The organism is Burkholderia sp. MSMB1498, from assembly GCF_001526245.1.
Taxonomy (GTDB): domain Bacteria; phylum Pseudomonadota; class Gammaproteobacteria; order Burkholderiales; family Burkholderiaceae; genus Burkholderia; species Burkholderia savannae.
In genome coordinates this window covers 368,239-390,816 of sequence record NZ_LOYJ01000101.1, presented here as the reverse complement: position 1 = coordinate 390,816, position 22,578 = coordinate 368,239, and the positions used below count along the sequence as shown (strand labels likewise).

At 67.4% G+C, this 22,578-nt stretch carries 18 protein-coding genes and 2 pseudogenes; 13 read left to right on the top strand and 7 right to left on the bottom strand.

From position 1 onward, the window contains the following. Positions 1–192: 192 nt before the first annotated feature. Positions 193–840, top strand: a complete 648-nt coding sequence (locus tag WS91_RS23245; RefSeq protein WP_038746734.1) for a GNAT family N-acetyltransferase — start codon at positions 193–195, stop codon at positions 838–840. 117 nt (positions 841–957) lie between these two features. Here the strand turns inward: WS91_RS23245 and WS91_RS23240 are convergent, their stop codons facing one another. Continuing rightward, on the bottom strand, positions 958–1,473 hold the full coding sequence (locus WS91_RS23240) for an Lrp/AsnC family transcriptional regulator (protein ID WP_038746733.1): 516 nt from the start codon (positions 1,471–1,473) through the stop codon (positions 958–960). A 151-nt stretch (positions 1,474–1,624) separates the two neighbouring features. Between WS91_RS23240 and hppD the strand changes: the two genes are divergently transcribed. Then, positions 1,625–2,722 carry a 4-hydroxyphenylpyruvate dioxygenase gene (hppD, locus tag WS91_RS23235; RefSeq protein WP_038746731.1) on the top strand — a complete coding sequence of 366 codons (1,098 nt, stop codon included), beginning with the start codon at positions 1,625–1,627 and terminating at the stop codon, positions 2,720–2,722. Positions 2,723–2,906: 184 nt separating this feature from the next. On the opposite strand, the gene WS91_RS23230 is transcribed toward hppD, so the two are convergent. Further along, on the bottom strand, positions 2,907–3,101 hold the full coding sequence (locus tag WS91_RS23230) for a hypothetical protein (protein ID WP_038746729.1): 195 nt from the start codon (positions 3,099–3,101) through the stop codon (positions 2,907–2,909). Between the two features lie 317 nt (positions 3,102–3,418). Between WS91_RS23230 and WS91_RS23225 the strand changes: the two genes are divergently transcribed. Continuing rightward, positions 3,419–7,000 (top strand): indolepyruvate ferredoxin oxidoreductase family protein, encoded by a 3,582-nt coding sequence (locus WS91_RS23225; protein WP_059582621.1) that lies wholly within the window; start codon positions 3,419–3,421, stop codon positions 6,998–7,000. Between the two features lie 206 nt (positions 7,001–7,206). Here the strand turns inward: WS91_RS23225 and WS91_RS23220 are convergent, their stop codons facing one another. Beyond that, entirely contained in the window at positions 7,207–9,477 is a 2,271-nt protein-coding gene (locus tag WS91_RS23220; protein ID WP_038746725.1) for an NADP-dependent malic enzyme, read from the bottom strand. Between the two features lie 521 nt (positions 9,478–9,998). Between WS91_RS23220 and WS91_RS23215 the strand changes: the two genes are divergently transcribed. From WS91_RS23215 to WS91_RS23185, 7 genes are all read left to right on the top strand, one after another. Next, entirely contained in the window at positions 9,999–10,685 is a 687-nt protein-coding gene (locus tag WS91_RS23215; protein WP_038746723.1) for an orotate phosphoribosyltransferase, read from the top strand. A 324-nt stretch (positions 10,686–11,009) separates the two neighbouring features. Then, on the top strand, positions 11,010–11,606 hold the full coding sequence (locus tag WS91_RS23210; RefSeq protein ID WP_038746721.1) for a YbhB/YbcL family Raf kinase inhibitor-like protein: 597 nt from the start codon (positions 11,010–11,012) through the stop codon (positions 11,604–11,606). Positions 11,607–11,799: 193 nt separating this feature from the next. Further along, the gene (locus tag WS91_RS23205; protein WP_038746719.1) at positions 11,800–12,369 is read left to right on the top strand and encodes a flavodoxin family protein; all 570 of its coding nucleotides are present in this window, start codon (positions 11,800–11,802) and stop codon (positions 12,367–12,369) included. A gap of 147 nt (positions 12,370–12,516) precedes the next feature. Continuing rightward, positions 12,517–13,461, top strand: coding sequence for an N-acetyl-gamma-glutamyl-phosphate reductase (gene argC, locus WS91_RS23200; RefSeq protein ID WP_038746717.1), 945 nt, complete (start codon positions 12,517–12,519; stop codon positions 13,459–13,461). A gap of 475 nt (positions 13,462–13,936) precedes the next feature. Then, complete coding sequence (locus WS91_RS23195) at positions 13,937–15,310, top strand: DUF2957 domain-containing protein (protein ID WP_038746716.1); 1,374 nt, start codon at positions 13,937–13,939, stop codon at positions 15,308–15,310. 128 nt (positions 15,311–15,438) lie between these two features. Continuing rightward, positions 15,439–16,695, top strand: coding sequence for a DUF2957 domain-containing protein (locus WS91_RS23190; protein ID WP_038746713.1), 1,257 nt, complete (start codon positions 15,439–15,441; stop codon positions 16,693–16,695). Positions 16,696–16,714: 19 nt separating this feature from the next. Continuing rightward, entirely contained in the window at positions 16,715–17,545 is an 831-nt protein-coding gene (locus WS91_RS23185) for an OmpW/AlkL family protein (protein WP_038746709.1), read from the top strand. Positions 17,546–17,763: 218 nt separating this feature from the next. On the opposite strand, the pseudogene WS91_RS23180 reads toward WS91_RS23185, so the two are convergent. After that, positions 17,764–18,240: pseudogene (locus tag WS91_RS23180) on the bottom strand (LysR substrate-binding domain-containing protein); the annotation flags it as partial. Here WS91_RS23180 and WS91_RS23175 point away from each other — a divergent pair. Next, positions 18,231–18,749, top strand: a pseudogene (locus WS91_RS23175) (MFS transporter); the annotation flags it as partial. The pseudogenes WS91_RS23180 and WS91_RS23175 sit on opposite strands and share 10 nt — an antisense overlap. A 96-nt stretch (positions 18,750–18,845) precedes the next feature. Here WS91_RS23175 and WS91_RS23170 read toward each other — a convergent pair. Together WS91_RS23170 and WS91_RS23165 are read right to left on the bottom strand one after the other, a co-directional pair. Further along, the gene (locus WS91_RS23170) at positions 18,846–19,496 is read right to left on the bottom strand and encodes a LysE family translocator (protein WP_038746706.1); all 651 of its coding nucleotides are present in this window, start codon (positions 19,494–19,496) and stop codon (positions 18,846–18,848) included. 142 nt (positions 19,497–19,638) lie between these two features. After that, the gene (locus tag WS91_RS23165) at positions 19,639–20,559 is read right to left on the bottom strand and encodes an NAD(P)-dependent oxidoreductase (protein WP_269435337.1); all 921 of its coding nucleotides are present in this window, start codon (positions 20,557–20,559) and stop codon (positions 19,639–19,641) included. A 157-nt stretch (positions 20,560–20,716) separates the two neighbouring features. On the opposite strand from WS91_RS23165, the gene WS91_RS23160 reads away from it, so the two are divergent. Beyond that, positions 20,717–21,472, top strand: a complete 756-nt coding sequence (locus WS91_RS23160) for a Mut7-C RNAse domain-containing protein (protein ID WP_059645558.1) — start codon at positions 20,717–20,719, stop codon at positions 21,470–21,472. Positions 21,473–21,575: 103 nt separating this feature from the next. On the opposite strand, the gene WS91_RS36940 is transcribed toward WS91_RS23160, so the two are convergent. Continuing rightward, positions 21,576–21,806, bottom strand: a complete 231-nt coding sequence (locus tag WS91_RS36940) for a hypothetical protein (protein WP_038746698.1) — start codon at positions 21,804–21,806, stop codon at positions 21,576–21,578. A gap of 250 nt (positions 21,807–22,056) precedes the next feature. On the opposite strand from WS91_RS36940, the gene WS91_RS36195 reads away from it, so the two are divergent. Next, on the top strand, positions 22,057–22,347 hold the full coding sequence (locus tag WS91_RS36195; RefSeq protein ID WP_145986711.1) for a hypothetical protein: 291 nt from the start codon (positions 22,057–22,059) through the stop codon (positions 22,345–22,347). Positions 22,348–22,578 lie beyond the last annotated feature (231 nt).

Genomic DNA, 22,578 nt, shown 5'->3' with positions numbered 1-22,578 from the left:
CGCTTTGCCCACACCTCCGTCAAAAATCCTTAAAATATCAATAAAAACAAAAGCTTATATTTACCAATCGGTGAATTTAGAGGCCAAGCTCGACACGAACATCCGGGTTTTCCCCAATCTCCGCACGGCCATTCAGCTAAAATTGCGCTGCGTTGCACAAATAGCTGTACGGTCTTTTTTGAGGAACCCACGATGAACAAGCCAGACCTTCGCCCTGCCGATGCGGTCGGCATCGCCGGTCCCGCGCCAGTTCTCGTTCGGGAACTGGCTTCCGGCGACCGTCAGCAACTGCTCACCCATTTTCTCGCGCTCGACGACGACGATCGCCTGTTGCGCTTCGGCCAAGCGGTGCCCGATCACGTGATCGAGAACTACGTCCGCACGATCGACTTCGGCCGCGACACCGTGTTCGGCGTGTTCGATCACGAACTCGCGATGATCGGCGTCGGCCACCTCGCGTACCTGCCCGCCGAAGGCGACAAGCGCACCGCCGAGTTCGGCGTGTCGGTGCTCGAAAGCGCACGCGGCCAAGGCGTCGGCACGAAGCTCTTCGAGCGCGCCGCGATCCGCAGCCGCAACACGCACGTCACGACGCTGTACATGCACTGCCTGTCGCGCAACGCGACGATGATGCACATCGCGAAGAAATCGGGGATGCGCATCGAGTACGCATACGGCGAAGCCGATGCGTACCTGTCGCTGCCGCCCGCCGACCACTCGACGATCATCGCCGAGATGATGCAGGAGCAGGCGGCCGTGTTCGACTACGCGCTCAAGCGCCAGGCGCGCCGCGCGACGCAGATCTTCGAATCGCTGCTGCCCGCGGGCCTCACCGCGTAACGCGCGGCGCATCGCATCCGCCGATGCGCGAACAAAAACGGGCGGCCCGTCATGGGCCGCCCGTTTTTTTGCGCCGCTCAGCCGATATCGGCCGTTCGGCCGACCGCGCTCCGGCATTCAGCGGATCGGCAACGCGGTGGTCTCCTTGAAGCGCTCGAGCGAGAAACTCGTCTTCACGTCGATCACCGACGGATGGTGCAGCAGTTGCTCCTGCATGAAACGCGAGAAATGCGCCATGTCCTCGACCTGCACGCGCAACAGATAGTCCATATCGCCCGTCATCGCGTGACACGCGACGACCTCCGGCCACGCCTGCACGGCCGCGCGAAACAGCTCGGCGTGCGTCGCGCCCGCGCGCGCGGGCGTTTCGTCGCCGCGCGCCGGCACGGCGCCGCCGCGCTTTTCCAGCCGCACGCTCACGTACGCGAGCAGGTCGAGCCCGAGCTTCTGCGGGTCGAGCAGCGCGACGTAGCCGGTGATCACGCCCAGCTCCTCGAGCCGGCGAATCCGCCGCAGGCAAGGGCTCGGCGACAGATTCACCCGCTCGGCGATGTCCTGATTCGACAAACGCCCGTTCTCCTGAAGAATCGCAAGAATGCGCCGATCGATCGCATCCAATTCTACGTGCGCCATTTCCTGCCTCCCTGCCTGTTCGTGCGGACGAGAAATTGCGCAAGCGTAGCGTTACGCGACTAAGTTCGCAAGTTTCCACCCGGCCCGGCCCGCTACACTTTGCCGCAGACATTCACCAAGACGCGTGCCCCGTCGAGGGCTAGGAGACGCCATGCAAATCCCCACCTGGGACAACCCCGTCGGCACCGACGGCTTCGAATTCATCGAATACACCGCGCCCGATCCGAAAGCGCTCGGCCAGCTGTTCGAGCGCATGGGCTTCACCGCCGTCGCCCGGCACCGCCACAAGAACGTGACGCTGTACCGCCAGGGCGACATCAACTTCATCATCAACGCCGAAGCCGATTCGTTCGCGCAGCGCTTCGCCCGGCTGCACGGGCCGTCGATCTGCGCGATCGCGTTCCGCGTGCAGGACGCCGCGAAGGCGTACAAGCACGCGCTCGAGCTGGGCGCGTGGGGCTTCGACAACAAGACGGGCCCGATGGAGCTGAACATCCCGGCGATCAAGGGCATCGGCGATTCGCTGATCTATTTCGTCGACCGCTGGAAGGGCAAGAACGGCGCGCAGCCGGGCGCGATCGGCGACATCAGCATCTACGACGTCGACTTCGAGCCGATTCCGGGCGCCGATCCGAACCCGGCCGGCCACGGCCTCACCTACATCGACCACCTGACGCACAACGTCCACCGCGGCCGCATGCAGGAATGGGCGGAGTTCTACGAGCGCCTGTTCAACTTCCGCGAGGTGCGCTATTTCGACATCGAAGGCAAGGTGACGGGCGTGAAATCGAAGGCGATGACGTCGCCGTGCGGCAAGATCCGGATTCCGATCAACGAGGAAGGCTCGGACACGGCCGGCCAGATCCAGGAATACCTCGACGCATATCACGGCGAAGGCATCCAGCACATCGCGCTCGGCGCGGCCGACATCTACAAGGCGGTCGACGGCCTGCGCGCGAAGGGCGTGACGCTGCTCGACACGATCGACACGTACTACGAGCTCGTCGATCGCCGCGTGCCGAACCACGGCGAGCCGCTCGACGAGCTCAGGAAGCGCAAGATCCTGATCGACGGCGCGCACGACGATCTGCTGCTGCAGATCTTCACCGAGAACCAGATCGGGCCGATCTTCTTCGAGATCATCCAGCGCAAGGGCAATCAGGGCTTCGGCGAGGGCAACTTCAAGGCGCTGTTCGAATCGATCGAGCTCGACCAGATCCGCCGCGGCGTCGTGCAGGACAAGGCGTAAGCGAGGCGGCGCCGCGCGCGGCCTGTTCGCGACGGGGCGTCAAGACATAGAGGCCTCGAAACATCGAGGCGTCAAATCGGAACGTCTAAATGGAAAGGGCGGGAATCCCGGGATTCCCGCCCTTTTGCATGGCCGATCATCGCGCGACGAGGCCGGCAATCGCCCGCCGCTGCGCCGCCGCGGCCTACTTCTGCGCCGCGCCGCGTTCGTTCGTCACGGCGCTCGCGAGCGCCGGCGCCGGCGCACCGGCTGCCGCGAGCTGCAGCATCTGGGTGCTCGCCGTCGCCAGCACGCTTGCGCCTTCCGAGCGCGCGGTGCCGCTCATCGCGAAAAACGCCGCCGACACCATCAGGAAATTCTGGATATTTCGAGTCTTCATTGCACCTCCATTGCAACCGTCCGTGTGCGTTCGCGGCGCCGACGCGAGCCCGCGCCGCCGTCACAACCGGACAGGGCCCTAGAGACTAACGGCAATCGCCGCGCGAGGCCCGCCGTTTTACATGCTTTTACAGCCTGTAACGCATTGATTCCTCTCGATTTCGGGTCACTCGGCACTCATTATTGAAACAATGCGGCGGGTTTTTCCCAGTGCTACCATCGAACGAAACCCGCCAATATTCGGGCCGACCAACGCGTCCACAAGACGCCGACGCGCCGATAGTTTTGGCGATCCCGAACCGGGTGAGGAGACACTGCATGAATGCCCCGCTAGACGCAGGCCAGCGCGCATCGCTCGAAGCCGCGCTGCAATCCGTCACGCTAGACGACAAATACACGCTCGAACGCGGCCGCGCGTACATGAGCGGCATCCAGGCGCTCGTGCGCCTGCCGATGCTCCAGCAGGAGCGCGATCGCGCCGCGGGCCTGAACACCGCCGGCTTCATTTCCGGCTACCGCGGCTCGCCGCTCGGCGGGCTCGATTTGTCGTTGTGGAAGGCGAAGCAGCACCTCGCCGCGCACCGGATCGTGTTCCAGCCCGGCCTCAACGAAGACCTCGCGGCGACGGCCGTCTGGGGATCGCAGCAAGTCAACCTGTATCCGGGCGCGAAGCACGACGGCGTGTTCGCGATGTGGTACGGCAAGGGCCCGGGCGTCGACCGCACGGGCGACGTGTTCAAGCACGCGAACTCGGCCGGCTCCGCACCGCACGGCGGCGTGCTCGTGCTCGCGGGCGACGATCACGCGGCGAAGTCGTCGACGCTCGCCCATCAATCCGAGCACATCTTCAAGGCGTGCGGGCTGCCCGTGCTGTTCCCGTCGAACGTGCAGGAATATCTGGACTTCGGGTTGCACGGCTGGGCGATGAGCCGCTATTCGGGCCTTTGGGTCGCGCTCAAGTGCGTGACGGACGTCGTCGAATCGTCGGCCTCCGTCGACATCGACCCGCATCGCACCGAGATCGTGCTGCCCACCGACTTCGCGATGCCCGACGGCGGCCTGAACATCCGCTGGCCCGATCCGCCTCTCGTGCAGGAAGCGCGCCTCCTCGACTACAAGTGGTACGCGGCGCTCGCGTACGTGCGCGCGAACAAGCTCGACCGCATCGAGATCGATTCGCCGAACGCGCGCTTCGGCATCATCACGGGCGGCAAGGCGTATCTCGACGTGCGTCAGGCGCTCGTCGACCTCGGCCTCGACGACGAAACCTGCGCGCGGATCGGCATTCGCCTCTACAAGGTCGGCTGCGTATGGCCGCTCGAAGCGCAAGGCGCGCAGGCATTCGCGCGCGGGCTCGACGAAATTCTCGTCGTCGAGGAAAAGCGCCAGATTCTCGAATACGCGATCAAGGAAGAACTGTACAACTGGCCGGACGGCCAGCGTCCGCGCGTGTTCGGCAAGTTCGACGAAAAGGACGGCGCGGGCGGCGAATGGTCGGTGCCGATGGGCAACTGGCTGCTGCCCGCGCATTACGAGCTGTCGCCCGCGATCATCGCGAAGGCGATCGCGACGCGCCTCGAAAAGTTCGAGCTGCCGCCCGACGTGCGCGCACGCGTCGCCGCGCGGATCGCGGTGATTCACGCGAAGGAAACCGCGCTCGCGAAGCCGCACGTGAGCGCCGAGCGCAAGCCGTGGTTCTGCTCCGGGTGCCCGCACAACACGTCGACGAACGTGCCGGAAGGCTCGCGCGCGATCGCGGGCATCGGCTGCCATTACATGACCGTGTGGATGGACCGCAACACGAGCACGTTCAGCCAGATGGGCGGCGAAGGCGTGCCGTGGATCGGCCAGGCGCCGTTTACCGACGAAAAGCACGTGTTCGCGAATCTGGGCGACGGCACCTACTTCCACTCCGGCCTCCTCGCGATTCGCGCGGCGATCGCGTCGAAGGCGAACATCACGTACAAGATTCTCTATAACGACGCGGTCGCGATGACGGGCGGCCAGCCCGTCGACGGCGTGCTGACGGTGCCGCAGATCACGCACCAGCTCGCGTCCGAAGGCGCGAGGAAGATCGTGATCGTCACCGACGAGCCGCAGAAATACGACGGCCACGCGTCGCTGCTCGCGCCGGGCGTGACGATCCACCATCGCGACCAGCTCGACGACGTCCAGCGCACGCTGCGCGAGATCGAAGGCACGACGATCCTGATCTACGACCAGACCTGCGCGACCGAGAAGCGCCGGCGCCGCAAGCGCGGCGCGTACCCGGACCCGGCCAAGCGCGTCGTGATCAACGAGGCGGTCTGCGAAGGCTGCGGCGACTGCTCGGTGCAGTCGAACTGCCTGTCGGTCGAGCCGCTCGACACCGAATTCGGCACGAAGCGGCAGATCAACCAGTCGACCTGCAACAAGGACTTCTCGTGCGTGAAGGGCTTCTGCCCGAGCTTCGTGACCGTCGAGGGCGGCAAGCTGCGCAAGCCGAAGGCCGTGTCGGTGGACGCGAGCGCGCTGCCGCCGATCCCCGAGCCCGCGCTGCCCGCGATCGATCGCGCGTACGGCGTGCTCGTCACGGGCGTCGGCGGCACGGGCGTCGTGACGATCGGCGCGCTGCTCGGAATGGCCGCGCACCTCGAAAGCAAGGGCGTGACGGTGCTCGACGTGACGGGCCTCGCGCAAAAGGGCGGCGCTGTGATGAGCCACGTCCAGATCTCGCACGCGCCCGCCGACATCCACGCCACCCGCATCGCGATGGGCGAGGCCGATCTCGTGATCGGCTGCGACGCGATCGTCACGGCCGGCGACGAATGCACGTCGCGAATGCGCCATGGCGCGACGCGCGTCGTCGTCAACAGCGCGAAGACGCCGACCGCCGAGTTCATCAAGAATCCGTTGTGGTCGTTCCCGGGCGCGAGCGCCGAGCTCGACATTCGCGCGGCGGCGGGCGACGCGGTCGACCTCGTCGACGCGAACCACTTCGCGGTCGCGCTGCTCGGCGACGCGATCTACACGAACCCGTTCGTGCTCGGCTACGCGTGGCAGCGCGGCTGGCTGCCGCTCACGCATGCGTCGCTCGTGCGCGCGATCGAGCTGAACGGCGTGCAGATCGAGCAGAACCGCGCGGCGTTCGAATGGGGCCGCCGCGCCGCGTTCGATCCGGCGAGCGTGCGCGCGGCGGCGGCGGGCGGTGCGCAGGCCGGCGCGACGGTGATCGCGCTGCACACGAAAAAGGCGATCGACGCGCTGATCGCGACGCGCGCCGAGCATCTGCGCGCGTATCAGAACGCCGCGTACGCGACGCGCTTCTCGGCCGTCGTCGACAAGGTGCGCGAAGCCGAGCGGGCGCTCGGCGGCGAGGCCGCGCAGGAGCCGCTCACCGAGGCCGTCGCGCGCAATCTGTACAAGCTGATGGCGTACAAGGACGAGTACGAAGTCGCGCGGCTGCACGCCGATCCGGCGTTCGTCGCGAAGCTCGCCGAGCAGTTCGAAGGCGACTGGAAGCTCAGGTTCCACCTCGCGCCGCCGCTGTTCGCGAAGAAGGATGCGCACGGCCGTCTCGTGAAGCAGCAATACGGCCCGTGGTTGATGCAGGCGTTCCGCGTGCTCGCGAAGCTGAAGTTTCTGCGCGGAACGGCGCTCGACGTGTTCGGCCGCACCGACGAACGGCGCACCGAGCGCGCGCTGATCGGCGAATACGAGGCGCTCGTGAGCGAGCTGATCGACGGCCGGCTCACGCGCGACACGCTGCCGCTCGCGATCGAGCTCGCGAGCCTGCCCGACGGCATTCGTGGATATGGGCACGTGAAGGAGAACAACGTGCACGCGGTGCGCGCGAAGTGGACGCGGCTGCTCGCGCGGTGGCGCTCGCCGGAGGGCGGGCAGACGCGCAACGTCGCGTGACGACGGATCGCGCGCGCGACGCGGTTGCGCCGGCATCGCAATGACGTCCCGCGCGCCGACGCAAAGAAAAAGGCGGCCGCCCGACTGAACCGACCTCAAAGCTGGATGCACACCTTCCGAGGTGCGGTGCGGCCGGGCGGCCGCCTTCCTGTTCGTCTCGGCGCGCCGCAGGCCGTCACGGCTCGCGGCGCTCGCCTCCGCGCGCGTTACTTCACCTGCACGTTCGCCGCCGCGACGGCCGTCATGTTGATGATCCGGCGCACCGTCGCAGCCGGCGTCAGGATGTGCACGGGCTTCGCCGCGCCGAGCAGGAACGGGCCGACCGTCACGCCTTCGCCGCCCACCATCTTCAGCAGGTTGTACGCGATGTTCGCCGCCTCGACGTTCGGCATGATCAGGAGGTTCGCCTCGCCCGTGAGCGTCGTGCCGGGGAACGCGGCCTTGCGAACCACTTCGGACAGCGCCGCGTCGCCGTGCATTTCGCCGTCGACCTCAAGGTTCGGCGCGCGCTCGACAATCAGCTTGCGCGCGTCCGCCATTCGGCGCGACGACGCCGACGGCGCGCTGCCGAAGTTCGAGTTCGACAGCAGCGCCGCCTTCGGCGTGATGCCGAAACGCTCGATCTCGGCCGCCGCCTGGATCGTCATGTCGGCGAGCTGCTCCGCGCTCGGCTGCTCGTTCACGTAGGTATCGCACATGAACAGGTTGCGGCCCGGCAGCATCAGCAGGTTCATCGCCGCGAAGTGCTCGGCGCCCTTCGCGCGGCCGAGCACCTGCTCGATGAACTTCAGGTGGCTGTGGTACGTGTCGATCATCCCGCAGATCATGCCGTCCGCGTCGCCGAGGTGCACGAGGATCGCGCCGATCAGCGTGTTGAACTTGCGCAGCGCGGCCTTCGCGACTTCCGGCGTCACGCCGTCGCGCGCGCCCATCTCGTGGTACGCCTGCCAGCATTGCTGGTAGCGCGGATCGTCTTCCGGATTGACGATCTCGAAATCGGCTCCGCCCACGAGCTTCGAGCCGATCTTCTTCAGACGCATCTCGACGACGGACGGACGGCCGACGATGATCGGCTTCGCGATCTTCTCCTGCAGCACGAACTGCGCGGCGCGCAGCACGCGCTCGTCCTCGCCCTCGGCGAACACGATGCGCGCGGTCTTCGTCTTCGCGGTGGCGAACACGGGGCGCATCACCATGCCGGTGCGGTAGACGGTCGCGCCGAGTTGCTCGCGGTACGCGTCCATGTCGGCGATCGGGCGGGTGGCCACGCCCGAATCCATCGCGGCCTGCGCGACGGCGGGCGCGATCTTGATGATGAGGCGCGGATCGAACGGCTTCGGAATCAGGTATTCCGGGCCGAATTCGAGCGAATGGCCTTCATACGCCTTCGCGACTTCCTCGCTCTGATCGGTTTCCTGCGCGAGCTCGGCGATCGCGCGCACGCACGCGAGCTTCATCTCCTCGGTGATCGTCGTCGCGCCGACGTCGAGCGCGCCGCGGAAGATGAACGGGAAGCACAGGACGTTGTTGACCTGGTTCGGATAATCGGAGCGACCCGTCGCGACGATCGCGTCCGGGCGCACCGCCTTCGCGTCTTCCGGGCGGATTTCCGGCTCCGGGTTCGCGAGCGCGAGGATGAGCGGCTTGTCCGCCATCGTCTTCACCATGTCCTGCTTCAGCACGCCCGCGCTCGAGCAGCCGAGGAACACGTCCGCATCGCGAATCGCGTCGGCGAGCGTGCGCGCGTCGGTCGTCACCGCGTAGCGCTGCTTCGACGGATCGAGATTGCCGCGGCCTTCGTAGATCACGCCTTTCGAGTCGCAAACGAGCACGTTCGACTTGGACAGGCCGAGCTTCACGAGCAGGTCGAGACACGCGATCGCCGCCGCGCCCGCGCCCGAGCACACGAGCTTCACGCTCGACAGATCCTTGCCGACCACCTTCAGGCCGTTCAGGATCGCCGCCGACGCGATGATCGCGGTGCCGTGCTGATCGTCGTGGAAGACGGGAATCTTCATCCGCTCGCGCAGCTTCTGCTCGATGTAGAAGCACTCGGGCGCCTTGATGTCTTCGAGATTGATGCCGCCGAGCGTCGGCTCGAGCATCGCGATCGCATCGACGAGCTTGTCCGGATCGGACTCGGAGAGTTCGATGTCGAACACGTCGATGCCCGCGAATTTCTTGAACAGGCACCCCTTGCCCTCCATCACCGGCTTCGCGGCGAGCGGGCCGATGTTGCCGAGGCCGAGCACCGCGGTGCCGTTCGTCACGACGCCGACGAGGTTGCCGCGCGACGTGTACTTCTGCGCGTCGAGCGGGTCCGCGTGGATCGCCTCGCACGCGGCCGCGACGCCGGGCGAATATGCGAGCGACAGATCGAGCTGGTTCGACAGCGGCTTCGTGGGCGTGACCGAAATCTTGCCGGGTTTCGGATTCTGGTGATAAGCGAGAGCGCTTTGCTTCAGTTGTTCGTCCATGGTTGACCTGCGAGAGACATGCGAAATTTTGAAGACTCAGTACCGAGCACCGGGAGCCGCGGATGCGGAAATCGAGGGGATGGTCGACTGCGGCGTCCGTCGCGCGCCGGATCGGCGCGGCTTCGAACCTTGGCGGGTGGCAAGCGGGGAGTACAAAGCACCGAGCAAATACTTAGAGGGTCGCTTAGTGTACACCTCGCGCACGCGCGCCAGTTGCTGCGCCGCGCAAGGCCATCGTTTCGGCGTACTTCCTTTCAATGCCGCAAGGCGGCGGAGCATCCGCGCGCCGCAACGCCCGCCCCGCGCCCGGGACCGCCGTCCGGGCGCGGATAATCCGCCGCCGCCGGGCGTCTCGAAAAGGGCGCAAATCGGGTAAAATAGCGGGCTACGCGCGCAGCGAAGCGGCTCGACGCCGGCGGCCATCGCCCACGTCGGCCCGCAGCCCGGCCCTCACGGCAGGAATCACGCGAGCTGCGCCACCGGGCCCGCGCCCGCCCCTCGCTCATCACCAAGGAACGCCCATGACAGGCTTCGATCGTCAGACGATCTCCGACACGACCGCCAAAATGCTGCTCGAAGTGCAAGCGGTGCACTTCAACGCCGACAAGCCCTTCATCTTCACGTCCGGATGGGCGAGCCCGGTCTACATCGACTGCCGCAAGCTGATCTCGTTTCCGCGCGTGCGCCGCGGCCTGATGGAGATGGCCGAGGCGACGATCCTGCGCGACGTCGGCTTCGAGCAGATCGACGCGGTGGCGGGCGGCGAAACCGCCGGCATCCCGTTCGCCGCGTGGATCGCCGACCGGATGATGCTGCCGATGCAGTACGTGCGTAAAAAGCCGAAGGGTTTCGGCCGCAACGCGCAGATCGAGGGCTATCTGGAGGAAGGCTCGCGCGTGCTGCTCGTCGAGGACCTGACGACCGACAGCCGCAGCAAGATCAACTTCATCAACGCGCTGCGCACGGCGGGCGCGACGGTGAACCACTGCTTCGTGCTGTTCCACTACAACATCTTCAAGGAAAGCGTGTCGGTGCTGAAGGACATCGACGTCGACCTGCACGCGCTCGCGACCTGGTGGGACGTGCTGCGCGTCGCGAAGGCGTCGGGCTACTTCGAGACGAAGACGCTCGACGAAGTCGAGAAATTCCTGCACTCGCCGGCCGAATGGTCGGCCGCGCACGGCGGCGCGACGGGCGCGCAGGAGTAACGCGAGCCCGCATCGCCGGCGGCGGCCCGTCCGCCCGCGCCCGCGAAGATGCCGAAAAACGCCGGCCGTCGACGACGGCCGGCGTTTTTTATGCGCGCGCTCGCCGGTGGCGACGGCCGCCCTTCCTGCGCCGTCTCTTCGCGTTTCCCGCCGCCTGCGCCCGCCTGCACCCGCCGCGCCGGCCCGCTCACGCGAAGTTGACGCGACGACGTCCGCCATGCGTCCCCTAATGCTAGACTTGCCCTCATATTCGGGTTCGAGCATCACATCTCGACAACGATCAGCGCCGGGCCGCCCCGGCACCAGTGACGGGAGAAGGGCCATATGCGTGTGGGTCGCCGAGTCGTTCCGCCAGGTTCGCCCCGTCGTCTGCTCGCGCTCGCCTTCGCCTGCGCTTCCTTCTTCGGCATCCTCGGCGGCCCGCGTGCGCGCGCCGAAGACGCGTTCGTGCTCACGAGCGACGACCTGCGCCCCGGCGGCCGCGTCGGCGCGTCGCACGTCTTCAATCAGGGCGACTGCAAGGGCGGCAACCGCTCGCCGCAGCTCGCGTGGCGCAATCCGCCGCCCGGCACGAAGGGCTTCGCCGTCACGATGTTCGATCCCGACGCGCCCGGCCGCGGCTGGTGGCACTGGGCGGTCGCCGGCATCCCGGCGAGCGTCTCGAGCCTGCCCGCCGACGCGAGCGCGTCCGGCTTCCTGCGCAAGCTCGGCGCGACCGAGGCGCGCAACGATTTCGGCATCGACGGCTACGGCGGCCCATGTCCGCCGCCCGGCAAACCGCACCGCTACGTGATCACCGTCCACGCGCTGAAGGCCACCGACCTGCGCGTCGCGACGGGCCGCCCCGCTCAGATGTTCGACCACGAGATCGGCACCGAGTCGATCGGCTCCGCGCAGCTCGTCGTCACATACGGCCGCTAGTCTGCGGCGAAGCGCGGCGCGATTCGCGCCGTTCGCGAAATTCAGTCGTGCGCGACAGCGATCGTGCGAGATGCTTCGCACCGCTAGACTTTTTGCGCCGGCCGTCCGCGCGCGTCGCCGAGGTCGGCCATCGTCCGCCGCGCGGCCCGTCACGGGGCGCGCGGCTTCGTCGTCTCATCATGGAGAAACGGGAATGTCGAACATCGTCATCGTCTATCACAGCGGCTACGGCCACACGAAGAAGCTCGCCGAATCGGTGCTCGCGGGCGCGCAGGACGCGGGCGCGAACGCGCGGCTCGTCGCCGTCGGCGATCTCGACGACGCCGGCTGGGCCGCGCTCGACGCGGCCGACGCGATCGTCTTCGGCGCGCCGACCTACATGGGCGGCCCGTCGGCCGACTTCAAGAAATTCGCCGACGCGACGTCGAAAGCGTGGTTCGGCCAGAAATGGAAGGACAAGATCGCGGCGGGCTTCACGAACTCCGCGTCGATGAACGGCGACAAGTTCTCGACGATTCAATACTTCGTCACGCTCGCGATGCAGCATGGGATGGTGTGGGTCGGCACGGGCCTGCTGCCCGCGAACACGAAGGCGTCGACGCGCAACGACATCAACTACGCGGGCGGCTTCACCGGCCTGCTCGCGCAATCGCCGTCCGACGCGTCGCCGGACGAGGCGCCCGCGAGCGGCGATCTCGACACCGCGAAGGCGTTCGGCGCGCGCGTCGCGGCGGCAACCGCCCGCTGGCTCGCCGGCAAGTGACGCGCGGCGATCCGCCAAGGGGCCGGATCGCAAGCGCGGCCCGGCCGGCTTTTTTCGGCCGGCCGGTTACGATGCCGCGCATCACGCCTTAAAATGGCGGTTTTCACGGCGGCAGCGCGCCGCCCGCCCCGATCCAGCGAGAGCGAGATGAGCACGAAAGTTTTTGTCGACGGCCAGGAAGGCACGACCGGCCTGAAGATCTTCGAATATCTGTCCGCGCGCGACGACATCGAAATCCTGCGCATCGACGAAGCGTTGCGCAAGGACGTCGACGAGCGCCGCCGCCTCATCAACGCATCGGACGTCACGTTCCTGTGCCTGCCCGACGTCGCGTCGCGCGAGTCGGCGGCGCTCGTCGAAAATCCGAACACGACGCTGATCGACGCGAGCACCGCGTTCCGCACGAGCGCCGACTGGGCGTACGGCCTGCCCGAGCTGAACCGCGCGCAGCGCGAGCGCATCCGCACCGCGAAGCGCATCGCGGTGCCGGGCTGCCACGCGTCGGCGTTCGTGCTCGCGATGCGCCCGCTCGTCGATGCGGGCGTCGTCGCGCCGGGCTTCGCCGCGCACAGCTACTCGATCACGGGCTACAGCGGCGGCGGCAAGAAGATGATCGCCGATTACGAAGCGGGCGGCGCGAAGCTCGCGGCCCCGCGTGCATACGCGCTCGGCCTCGCGCACAAGCACCTGCCGGAGATGGCCGCGCACACGGGCCTCGCGAGCGCGCCGATCTTCACGCCGATCGTCGGGCCGTTCTACAAGGGGCTCGCCGTCACCACGTACTTCACGCCGAGCCAGCTCGCCAAGCGCGTGACGCCGCAGGACGTGCAGCGCGTGCTCGCCGAGCATTACGCGGGCGAGGCGTTCGTGCGCGTCGCGCCGTACGACGCGGCCGAAAATCTCGACGACGGCTTCTTCGACGTGCAGGCGAACAACGGCACGAACCGCGTCGACCTCTTCGTGTTCGGCACGGCGGAGCGCTTCGTCACGCTCGCACGGCTCGACAACCTCGGCAAGGGCGCGTCGGGCGCCGCGATCCAGTGCATGAACCTCAACGTCGGCGCAGCCGAGGACACGGGACTCGAGCGCTGAACGGCGCAAAGCTTGCAACACGAGAAAAGCCGGCCCGAGTGGCCGGCTTTTTCATTGCATCGAATGGAAACCGAAAGTTCTTTAAATAATGTCGCGGCGCTCACAGATATTTACAAACTTTCATTCCCACTCGAAAATAAATCTCGAAAATTTCAAAACGTCATGATTATCCCGGATAGGGATTCACCCGATGCGCGTGCTTTAAACGGTTGATCCAACGCCGTATCCCGCGAACAAAACCCTGTAAAAACAAGGGACACCGCATCCGCCGCAACCAATTTCAAACGCTAATCTCGTTTTAATTCCCCCTCCCCAGCCCGTTGTTTCGGCATCCCGAATACGGTGAATTGTTTAAATCGTGTTGGTTAGACGGTTCCGTCGATTGACAGCTGAAAACGACACGGCCAAATTAGCCCACACAATTAAACACATTGGAGACAGAGGCATGTCGGACGCCTTTTCGAAAGGGGTGGCAATGGCCATAGCCGTCGCCCCTTTGTTTGCCGCTTGTAGTGGAGGGGGCGGCGGCACCCCTGCCCCCATCGCCGTTCCGCAATGCTCGGGCGCAAGCTGCGGCGCCCAAGGCGCGCCCGGTTCGGCGGCCGGCAACACGTCGCTCTGCCCCGCCACCGCGGACATCGCCGGCAGCACGTATCTCGGCGGCGCTGGCAGCGGCGAGATCGTGAGCCTGAACATCAACGCGACCACGATGACGTACACGCTCAAGTGGCTCGAATCCCCGATTCCGCTCGCGACCGGCACCGTCACGCCCACTCGCGCCGGCACGACGATCACGGGCAGCGTCGCGCATCCGCCCGCGGGCACGCTGCCCACCGCCGAGCAGACGCGCTGCGCGTTCGTGCTGCTGCCGGGCAGCGGCACCTCCCCCGCGACGAACTCGACCTACTCCACCGCAGCCGACTTCAACCAGGCGAACCCGCCGATGATCCTCGTCGGCTTCGGCGTCGCGGGCGGCGGCATCCCGGGCGCGACGGTCCAGTACAGCGGCCTCACGATCATCCCGGGCGTGCTGCAGAACATCGGCCAGGTGCCGCAGCGTCACTTCGATTTCTATCCGTTCCTCGCCTTCTCGAACACGACGACCGACGTGACGAAGCTCGCGGGCACGTACAACGCGCTGCTGTACCACTCGGTGCCGTCGAGCAACTACGCGACGAAGGGCGTCAACGCGAACGAGACGTTCGATTCGAACGGTGCGTGCACGTCGACGAGCGCGTCGGGCTGCATGACGACGGGCAACCCGTGGGCGTCGAGCGGCAGCGGCTACTTCAACAGCACGCAGGCGCCGCAGATCCTGCCGCAGACGCAGCTGCCGCTCATCGGCGCGACGGGCAAGTCGGCGGTCGCGCACATGGTGCTCGGCCAGCTGAACGGCGCGACCGTGCCCGTCGTCGTGCGCACGGGCAACGTGAACCTCGGCACGCCGCCGCTGCACACCGACGCGCAAGTCGACGACGAATCGGGCATCGCGGTGCTCGGGCCGGCGACGGCGCTCGCACTCGGCAGCGTCGACGGCGGCTACGCGGGCGCGGACTCGAACTTCAAGTACACGGCGACGGTGGTCAAGGGGACGACGGGCACGTTCGTCAATCCGAGCACGCAGCAGGCGGAAACCGGCTTCAACCTCGACTACGGCCAGTCGACGCCGGGCCTGCTCGGCGCGACGACGACCGACACGTCGGCGTCGGGCTTCGTGATCGCGAACGGCGGGCTGTTCGCGACGCTGATCCAGGGCACCGTCAACGGCGGGATCACGCAGAGCTCGGCGATCGCCGGCCAGACGCCGTCCGCGCCTTACTTCGGCGTCGGCGCGCAAGTCAGCAAGTAACGAGACCCGCACACGTGCGGCCCGGCGACACGCATCGCGCCGGGCCGCGCCGCAGCGGGCGATATCGAGAGCGGCCGCAAGGGAGCCGGCCGCCGGATAAAGACAATTCTGGAGTTTGGAGGAGCAACATGAAGCAGCGGAATCTGATCCTGGCGATGGCATGCGCCGCGCCCTTCATCTCGGCGTGCAGCGGCGGTGGCGGCGGCAGCGATTCGCAGCCGCTCGTCGAAACCGCGCTGTGCCCGTCGACGGTCGACTACGGCACGGTCTACACGGGCGGCGGCGGCGACGGCGAACTCGTCAAACTGCAGATCGACACGACGAAGATGACCTGGCAGATCACCTTCGTCGCGTCGCCGATTCCGCAAACGACGGGCACCGCGGCGCCGTCGCGCGCGGGCACGACCCAAAGCGGCACGCTCACGCAGGAAACCTTGCTGCCGACGCAAAAGCTCAACAACTGCTCGTTCCGTCTGAACGGCGCGAGCCTCGATCCGAACCGGCCGGCGCGCATCTTCCTCGGCATGGGCATCGTCGGCGGCACGATTCCCGGCGCGGAGCTTCAGTACGGCGGCCTGCTCGGCCAGGGCGCGATTCCGGACACCAAGTTCCCGTACTATCCGTTCATCGCGTTCTCGTCGCTCGAAACGAACATCGCCAACATCGCCGGCACGTACAGCGAGCTCGGCTACGGCCAGGTGGCCTCGCAAAGCTTCGCGCCCGCGACGATCGACGCGAAGGTGACGATCAACCCCGACGGCACCTGGACCCGCTGCGATTCGACGGGCATCTATGCGGGCACCTGCCGCCAGCCCGGCACGAACCTCGCGCAATCGTCGAACGGCACCGGCGCGTTCGAGACGGACCACTTCCAGAGCCAGTTGAAGCCGACGCTCGCGACGGTGCCGCAAGCGAAGGGCTTCCTCATCGTCGGCAAGGTGAACAAGCAGCTCGTGCCGGTGTTGATCCGCACGGGCGTCGCGAACCCGAACCCGACGCCCGATGCGAACGGCGTGCCGGGCCTCACCGCCGACGACGAATCGAGCATCTCGCTCCTCGCGCCGCAGACGGCGATCAACGTCGGGTTCGTCAACGGCGAATACATCGGCGTCGACAGCCAGTTCGACTACCGCTCGACGGTGCTCGTCGACAAGCAGGCGACGATTCTCGATCCGTTCAATGCGTCGCAGGCGTCGCTCGCCACCGCGCTCAATCTCGACTACACGCAGACGGTGCCGGGCACGATCACGTCGTCGCACGTAGGCGCGAGCAGCTCGGCGCCGACCGGCAAGTTCATCTTCACGGGCGCGGGCGGGGCATTCGGCTTCCTCGACATGTCCAACTCGTCGTCGCCGTACTTCACGGTCGGCGCGTTCGTGCAATAAGCGGCGCTCGGGAGGCCTTATGAAAAAAGCACTGTGCGCGGCGCTCGGCGCCGCCGCGCTGACGCCGCTCGCCGCTCACGCGCAAAGCGCGGGCAGCAATGTCGTCACGCTCGGCTGGTTCCATGTGATGCCGCAGCAAAGCACGACCCCGCTCACGACGAGCGTCGCGCCGACGCCGATCAACACGCCGCTCGGGCTGACGGGGTCGTTCACGTCGCCGGGCACCGGCACGCGCACGAGCGGCGCGGACACGGTCGGCCTGACGACGAGCCACTTCCTCACGGACAACATCGCGGTCACGACGGTGGCGGGCGTGCCGCCCGTCTTCAAGATCACGGGGCAAGGCACGATCCGCCCGCCCGGCCCGGCGGGCGCGCTCGCGTCGCAGAACCTCGGCGATCCGCAGATCAACCCGATCGTCAAGAGCGTGCGCCAGTGGAGCCCGGCCGTACTGTTCCAGTACTACTTCCTGCAGGCGACGTCGAAGGTGCGGCCCTTCGTCGGCATCGGCGTGTCGTACAACTGGTTCAGCGACCTTCAGTTGAACCGCAACTTCGTGAAGTCGACGCAGGACAATCTCGGCGCGGTGCTCGCCGCGGGCGCAGGCAAGCCGGGGCCGACGCAGGTGTCGGCGAAGGCGTCGTCGTCATGGCAGCCGGTGTTCAACGCGGGCATCACGTACAACTTCACCGACCACTGGGGCCTGCTCGCGTCGGTCACGTACATTCCGCTGAAGACGACGTCGACCGTGACGATCAAGGCCGCCGACGGCACGGTGCTGGCGGAATCGAAAAACGAGCTGAAGGCGGACCCGATCGTCAGCTTCGTCGCCGTGACCTACAAGTTCTGAGTCGGGGGGGCCGCCCGCGCGGACGCGGCCTCGGGTTCGCGCGGGCAACACGCAAACAACACGCGGGTAAAAAGCGGGCAAAAAAAAGCCCGCCTGAAGAGGCGGGCTGAATCCATATCAGAGGAGACATGGAGGAGACGGTTCGAACTATACCCGTTTGTTTGACGCAATGCAACATTTCCATCCAGAAAATACGGATTTTCCCTTGAATGCCGGTTCTAATTTGCCGGCATTGTCGCTTCGCCGCCCCATCGCCTGCTTCTTTCCTCCTCCAGCACCGCGCCGAGCTGCTCGCGCAGCAGCTCGACCGGCCGCATCAGCCGCCCCGGCAGCACGCCGCGCACGAGCCACACGTTGATTCCCGGCTCGACGTCCTCCGTTTCGACGACCCGCAGCGCGCCGCGATGCGGGCTGCGCGCGAGCGCCGCCGCCGACGCGACGCCGAGCGCCGCGCCGCGCGCGACGAGCGACAGTTGCAGGTCCGAGCCGAACGCCTCGACCGCGACGTCGAACGGCAGCCCCGCCGCGCTGAACGCGCGGCTCAGCGCCGAGCGCATTCCGCAGCCGTCCTGGCTCGGCACCCATGGGTAGCGCGCGAGCGCGTCGAGCGGCAGCGGCCCCGGCGGTAGCGCGAAATCGCGCGCGACGACAAGCGCCGTCGGCTGCACGCCGAGCAGCGTCGACACGAGCCGATCTCGGGCTGCACGGCATCGCGATGTTCGCGTTCGCGTTCGCGGGCGCGACGGGCGCGATCGTCACGCCGTTCGCGGGCCTGGCCGGCGACCGCGGCTGGGAGCGCGGCGCATTGCGCGGCGCGCATGCGGCAATGCTCGCCGCGGGGATGGTGCTCGGCATGGCGGGCGCGGGCTGGGGCGGCTTCGACGCGGCCGCGCATCCGACGCTTGCGCTCGCGCTGCTCGTCGCCGGCGCGGCGGCGCTCGATGCAGGCGTCGTCGCCGACCAAACGCTCGGCCGCCGCGCGGTCAACCTGCTGAATCCCGCCACGCACGGGCGGCTCAACGGCCTGTTCGTGGGCTTGTTCTTCGTCGGCGGATCGCTCGGCGCGATGCTTGCGGGCGCGGCATGAGCGTGGGCCGGCTGGGGCGCGGTGTGCGCGGTGTGCGCGGTGGGCCTCGCGTTCGCGGGCGCCGCGTTCGCGCTCGCGCTCGACCGGATCGGCGCGCGCGGGCAGGCGGTGCGCTGAAACGACAACGCCCCGCGTCGTCGCCGATGCGGAGCGTTTCGTTCTTTCATGCGGCGCGTGAGCGGCGCGCCGTGTTTCGCCGGTGTATGCGCCCGCTCAGTGCCGCACGAGCGCCATCATCGCGCCGAAGCCGACGAACAGGCCGCCCGTCAGCCGGTTGAACGCCTTTGCGACGTTCGCGCTGCGCAGCGTCACGCCGATCCGCGTGCCGAACGACGCATAGACGAGATACCAGCTCACCTCGATCACCGCGAACGTCGCGACGAGGATGCCGAACTGCGGCAGCGTCGGTGCGGACGCGTCGATGAACTGAGGCAGCAGCGCGGCGGCGAACAGGATCGCCTTCGGATTGCTGCCCGCGACGAGAAAGCCGTTGCGAAACAGCGCCCAGCGCGACGCGGGGGCGGCCGTGCGGCCCGAGGGCGGCGCGGCGTCGGCGACATCCGCCGCCGATTCCGCGTCGACGCGCGCGCGCCACGCCTTCACGCCCAGATAGATCAGATACGCGGCGCCCGCGAAGCGCAGCGCATCGAACATCGCGGGCCAAGCCTCGAGGAACACACCGAGCCCCGCGGCGGACACCGACAGCATCGCGACGAGCGCCGTCATGCAGCCCGCCATCGTCGCCGTCGAACGCCGCAGCCCGTGACGCGCGCCGTGCGTCATCACGAGCAGCATGTTCGGACCGGGAATCGCCGACACGACGAACACCGTCGCGACGAACAGCCACCACGTATGCAGATTCATTGCCGCCCCACTTTCGAAACTGAAATGGAAACGTTGATTATGCCGGGGATCGTGCGAAGTTGCCTGCCGCCGGGCGATCGTCCGATGGCAGGCGGCAGGCGGCAGGCGGCAGCGCGCGGTGCGCCCGGCGCTCGCGGGCGCGTCACTGCCCCGCCCGGCGCGCCGCGACCTGCCCGAGCACCGCGAAATCCTTGTCGCCGTCGCCGTGCGCGATCGCTTCGATCAGGCTGTCGCGCACCACGCTCGCGATGGGCAGCGGCACCGACTGCGCATCGCCCGCCTCGAGCGCGAGCCGCACATCCTTCAGGCCGAGCCGCGCCTTGAAGAGCGCCGGCTCGTAGCGCGCCTCGGCGATCATCGCGCCGTAGCCCTGATAGACCGGGCCGGGGAACACGCTGTTGGTGATCACGTCGAGATAGTCGTTCATCGCGACGCCGTGCGCGGCGAGCAGCGCCGCCGCCTCGCCCATCGTCTCGATCGCCGACGCAAGCGCGAAGTTCGCCGCGATCTTCACCACGTTCGCGTGTTGCGGTAGCGAGCCGAGCCGCCAGGTCTTCTGCCCGATCGCGTCGAACGCGGGCTGCATCCGGTCGATCGCCTCCGCGGGCCCGGCCGCGATGATCGTGAGCCGCGCGGCGGCGGCAACGTGCGGGCGCCCCATCACGGGCGCCGCGACGTAGTGAATCCCGCGCTCCGCGTGCGCGTGCGCGAGCTGCTCGGCGAGCGCGACCGAGATCGTCGCCATGTTCACGTGAATGAGGCCGCGCGGCGCATGCTCGAGGAGCGCCGCGTCGAACACGCCGCGCGCGGCCGCGTCGTCGGCGAGCATCGAGAACACCGCGTCGCCCGCGAACGCCTCGGCGAGCGTCGCGACGTGCTGCGCGCCCAGCGCGACGAGCGACGCGACGCGTTCGGCCGAGCGGTTCCACACCCGCACGCGATGCCCCGCCTTCAGCAGATTGCCCGCAATGGCGCTGCCCATCTCGCCCACGCCGATAAAGCCGATGTCCATGTCGCGCTCCTTGTATTCGTCATATCCGTCGAAACCACGAGTAAAGCACAGGCGCGCGACATTTGCCGTCTCGCGTCTCGCGTCTCGCGTCTCGCGTCTCGCGTCTCGCGTCTCGCGTCTCGCGTCTCGCGTCTCGCGGCACGCGGCACGCGGCACGCGGCACGCGGCGCGATGTGCGGGAAGCGCGCGGCGGTGCGATACTGGCCCGATGGTCACCGTGACTTTCCGCTTCTACGAGGAGCTGAACGATTTCCTCGCGCGGCCGCTGCGCCGCCGCGAATTCGAGCACGCCTGCATGCGCGGCGCGAGCGTCAAGCATGTGATCGAGGCGCTCGGCGTCCCGCACACCGAAGTCGAGCTGATTCTCGTGAACGGCGAATCGTCGCCGTTCAGCCGCATGCTCGAGCACGGCGACCGCGTCGCCGTCTACCCGACCTTCGAGACGATCGACATCCGCCCGCTCCTGCGCGTGCGCGCCGCGCCGCTGCGCATCACGCGCTTCATCGCGGACGCGCATCTCGGCGGGCTCGCGCAATTGCTGCGGCTCGCGGGCTTCGACACGCTGTACGACAACCACTACCCGGACGAACTGATCGAGGCGATCGCCGCGCGCGACGCGCGGATCGTGCTCACGCGCGATCGCGAGCTGCTCAAGCGCCGCACGATCACGCACGGCTGCTACGTGCGCGCGCTCAAGCCGCAGGCGCAATTGCGCGAACTGTTCGACCGGCTCGATCTCGCGGGCAGCGCGCAGCCGTTCCGGCTGTGCCTGTCGTGCAACGCGCCGCTGCGGCGCATCGCGCCCGCCGAAGCCGAAGGCCGCGCGCCGCAAGGCGTGCTTCAGCGCCACACGCGCTTCGTCACCTGCGACGTCTGCCGCCGCGTGTTCTGGGAAGGCTCGCACTGGCAACGCATGCGCACGCTGATCGATCACGTGTCGCAGCCGAAGCCGCCGCACGCCTGATGCGCGCATGAAGCGCGCACGAAAAACAAACCCCGCGTTCGCGAGAACGCGGGGTTCGTCGTGACACGCCGACGGCGGCGCATGCGCCGCCCCGGGCAAGCGCTTACTGCTGCGCGCCCTTGTCGTTCGTGCCGGCTGCCGACGCGGCGTCCGCCTTCGCCTTGGCCTTCGCCGAGCCGTGCTTCTTCAGCTCGTGCTTCGGCTTGCTCTTGTCGTGCTTGACGGCGGAAGCCGCCGCCGGCGCCGAAGCTGCCGGTGCCGACGCTTGTGCGAACACGGAAGCCGAAGCGAATGCGATAGCGGCGGTTGCCACCGAAGCGATGATCTTCTTCATTGTTTTTCCTTGAATATCCAAACGGAAATATCCGGTTAATCACGATGCGTTGGAGCGCATCCGGCGCCGGTATCAGTCGAGATTCACGACGCACACCTTACGAAACGCAAGGTTTCCGTCGGCGTGAACGCTCGTGCGCCGGTTGTATAACGCAGCGAATGCACGCCGCGTTGACACGCCGCGCATGTTTTCGCGCCGATTCGAATCCGGCCCGAAGGATCGAATAGATAGCACGATCGTCGAGAAATGCGTGGATCTCGATCAAATGCGGCGCGCCGGGATTTCTCGCGACATGCGAATCTCGCGATTCAATCGGTTCGATCAAGTTCCGGACGAATTCGACTCGATTCGACGAGTGGAGGCATTGCGTTGCATCGCGGCGCATTCGGCAGGCGAGCGAGCCGCATCGCGGACGGCGCGCGCATGGCATTGCGTCGAATGGCGGGCGGCGGGCGAGCGCAGTGCGGTACGTGCGATGCAATGCGGCAGAGCGCCGCGCAATCGACGAACATCGCGACGCGGCGCGATCGCTCGAAAATGATTCGCGTCGACAGGCAAATGCGCGGCGATCGCGTGACGTGAATCGCTGCGCGCTTTGCGATTCGTTCGGCGCGCGCATCGGACACGCACGCGCGCTCGGACAAACGAATCGGTCGTCACCGAATATCGCGCAGCGCCATCCCGCGCTCGCGCATCGGCGCGCTCGAAATCGGCCCGAACGCGCGCGCCGGCGGGCCGCCGCGCAACGCGGCTGCGTTCGCTCGACGTTCGA

Excerpts from the sequence above, each read along its gene's own strand:
- WS91_RS23220 (WP_038746725.1), bottom strand. The coding sequence starts at position 9,477 with ATGGACGAACAACTGAAGCAAAGCGCTCTCGCTTATCACCAGAATCCG.
- WS91_RS23245 (WP_038746734.1), top strand. The coding sequence starts at position 193 with ATGAACAAGCCAGACCTTCGCCCTGCCGATGCGGTCGGCATCGCCGGT.
- WS91_RS23190 (WP_038746713.1), top strand. The coding sequence starts at position 15,439 with ATGAAGCAGCGGAATCTGATCCTGGCGATGGCATGCGCCGCGCCCTTC.
- WS91_RS23160 (WP_059645558.1), top strand. The coding sequence starts at position 20,717 with ATGGTCACCGTGACTTTCCGCTTCTACGAGGAGCTGAACGATTTCCTC.
- argC (WP_038746717.1), top strand. The coding sequence starts at position 12,517 with ATGAGCACGAAAGTTTTTGTCGACGGCCAGGAAGGCACGACCGGCCTG.
- hppD (WP_038746731.1), top strand. The coding sequence starts at position 1,625 with ATGCAAATCCCCACCTGGGACAACCCCGTCGGCACCGACGGCTTCGAA.
- WS91_RS23240 (WP_038746733.1), bottom strand. The coding sequence starts at position 1,473 with ATGGCGCACGTAGAATTGGATGCGATCGATCGGCGCATTCTTGCGATT.
- WS91_RS23170 (WP_038746706.1), bottom strand. The coding sequence starts at position 19,496 with ATGAATCTGCATACGTGGTGGCTGTTCGTCGCGACGGTGTTCGTCGTG.
- WS91_RS23185 (WP_038746709.1), top strand. The coding sequence starts at position 16,715 with ATGAAAAAAGCACTGTGCGCGGCGCTCGGCGCCGCCGCGCTGACGCCG.
- WS91_RS23230 (WP_038746729.1), bottom strand. The coding sequence starts at position 3,101 with ATGAAGACTCGAAATATCCAGAATTTCCTGATGGTGTCGGCGGCGTTT.
- WS91_RS23195 (WP_038746716.1), top strand. The coding sequence starts at position 13,937 with ATGGCCATAGCCGTCGCCCCTTTGTTTGCCGCTTGTAGTGGAGGGGGC.
- WS91_RS23205 (WP_038746719.1), top strand. The coding sequence starts at position 11,800 with ATGTCGAACATCGTCATCGTCTATCACAGCGGCTACGGCCACACGAAG.
- WS91_RS23210 (WP_038746721.1), top strand. The coding sequence starts at position 11,010 with ATGCGTGTGGGTCGCCGAGTCGTTCCGCCAGGTTCGCCCCGTCGTCTG.
- WS91_RS23215 (WP_038746723.1), top strand. The coding sequence starts at position 9,999 with ATGACAGGCTTCGATCGTCAGACGATCTCCGACACGACCGCCAAAATG.
- WS91_RS23225 (WP_059582621.1), top strand. The coding sequence starts at position 3,419 with ATGAATGCCCCGCTAGACGCAGGCCAGCGCGCATCGCTCGAAGCCGCG.
- WS91_RS36940 (WP_038746698.1), bottom strand. The coding sequence starts at position 21,806 with ATGAAGAAGATCATCGCTTCGGTGGCAACCGCCGCTATCGCATTCGCT.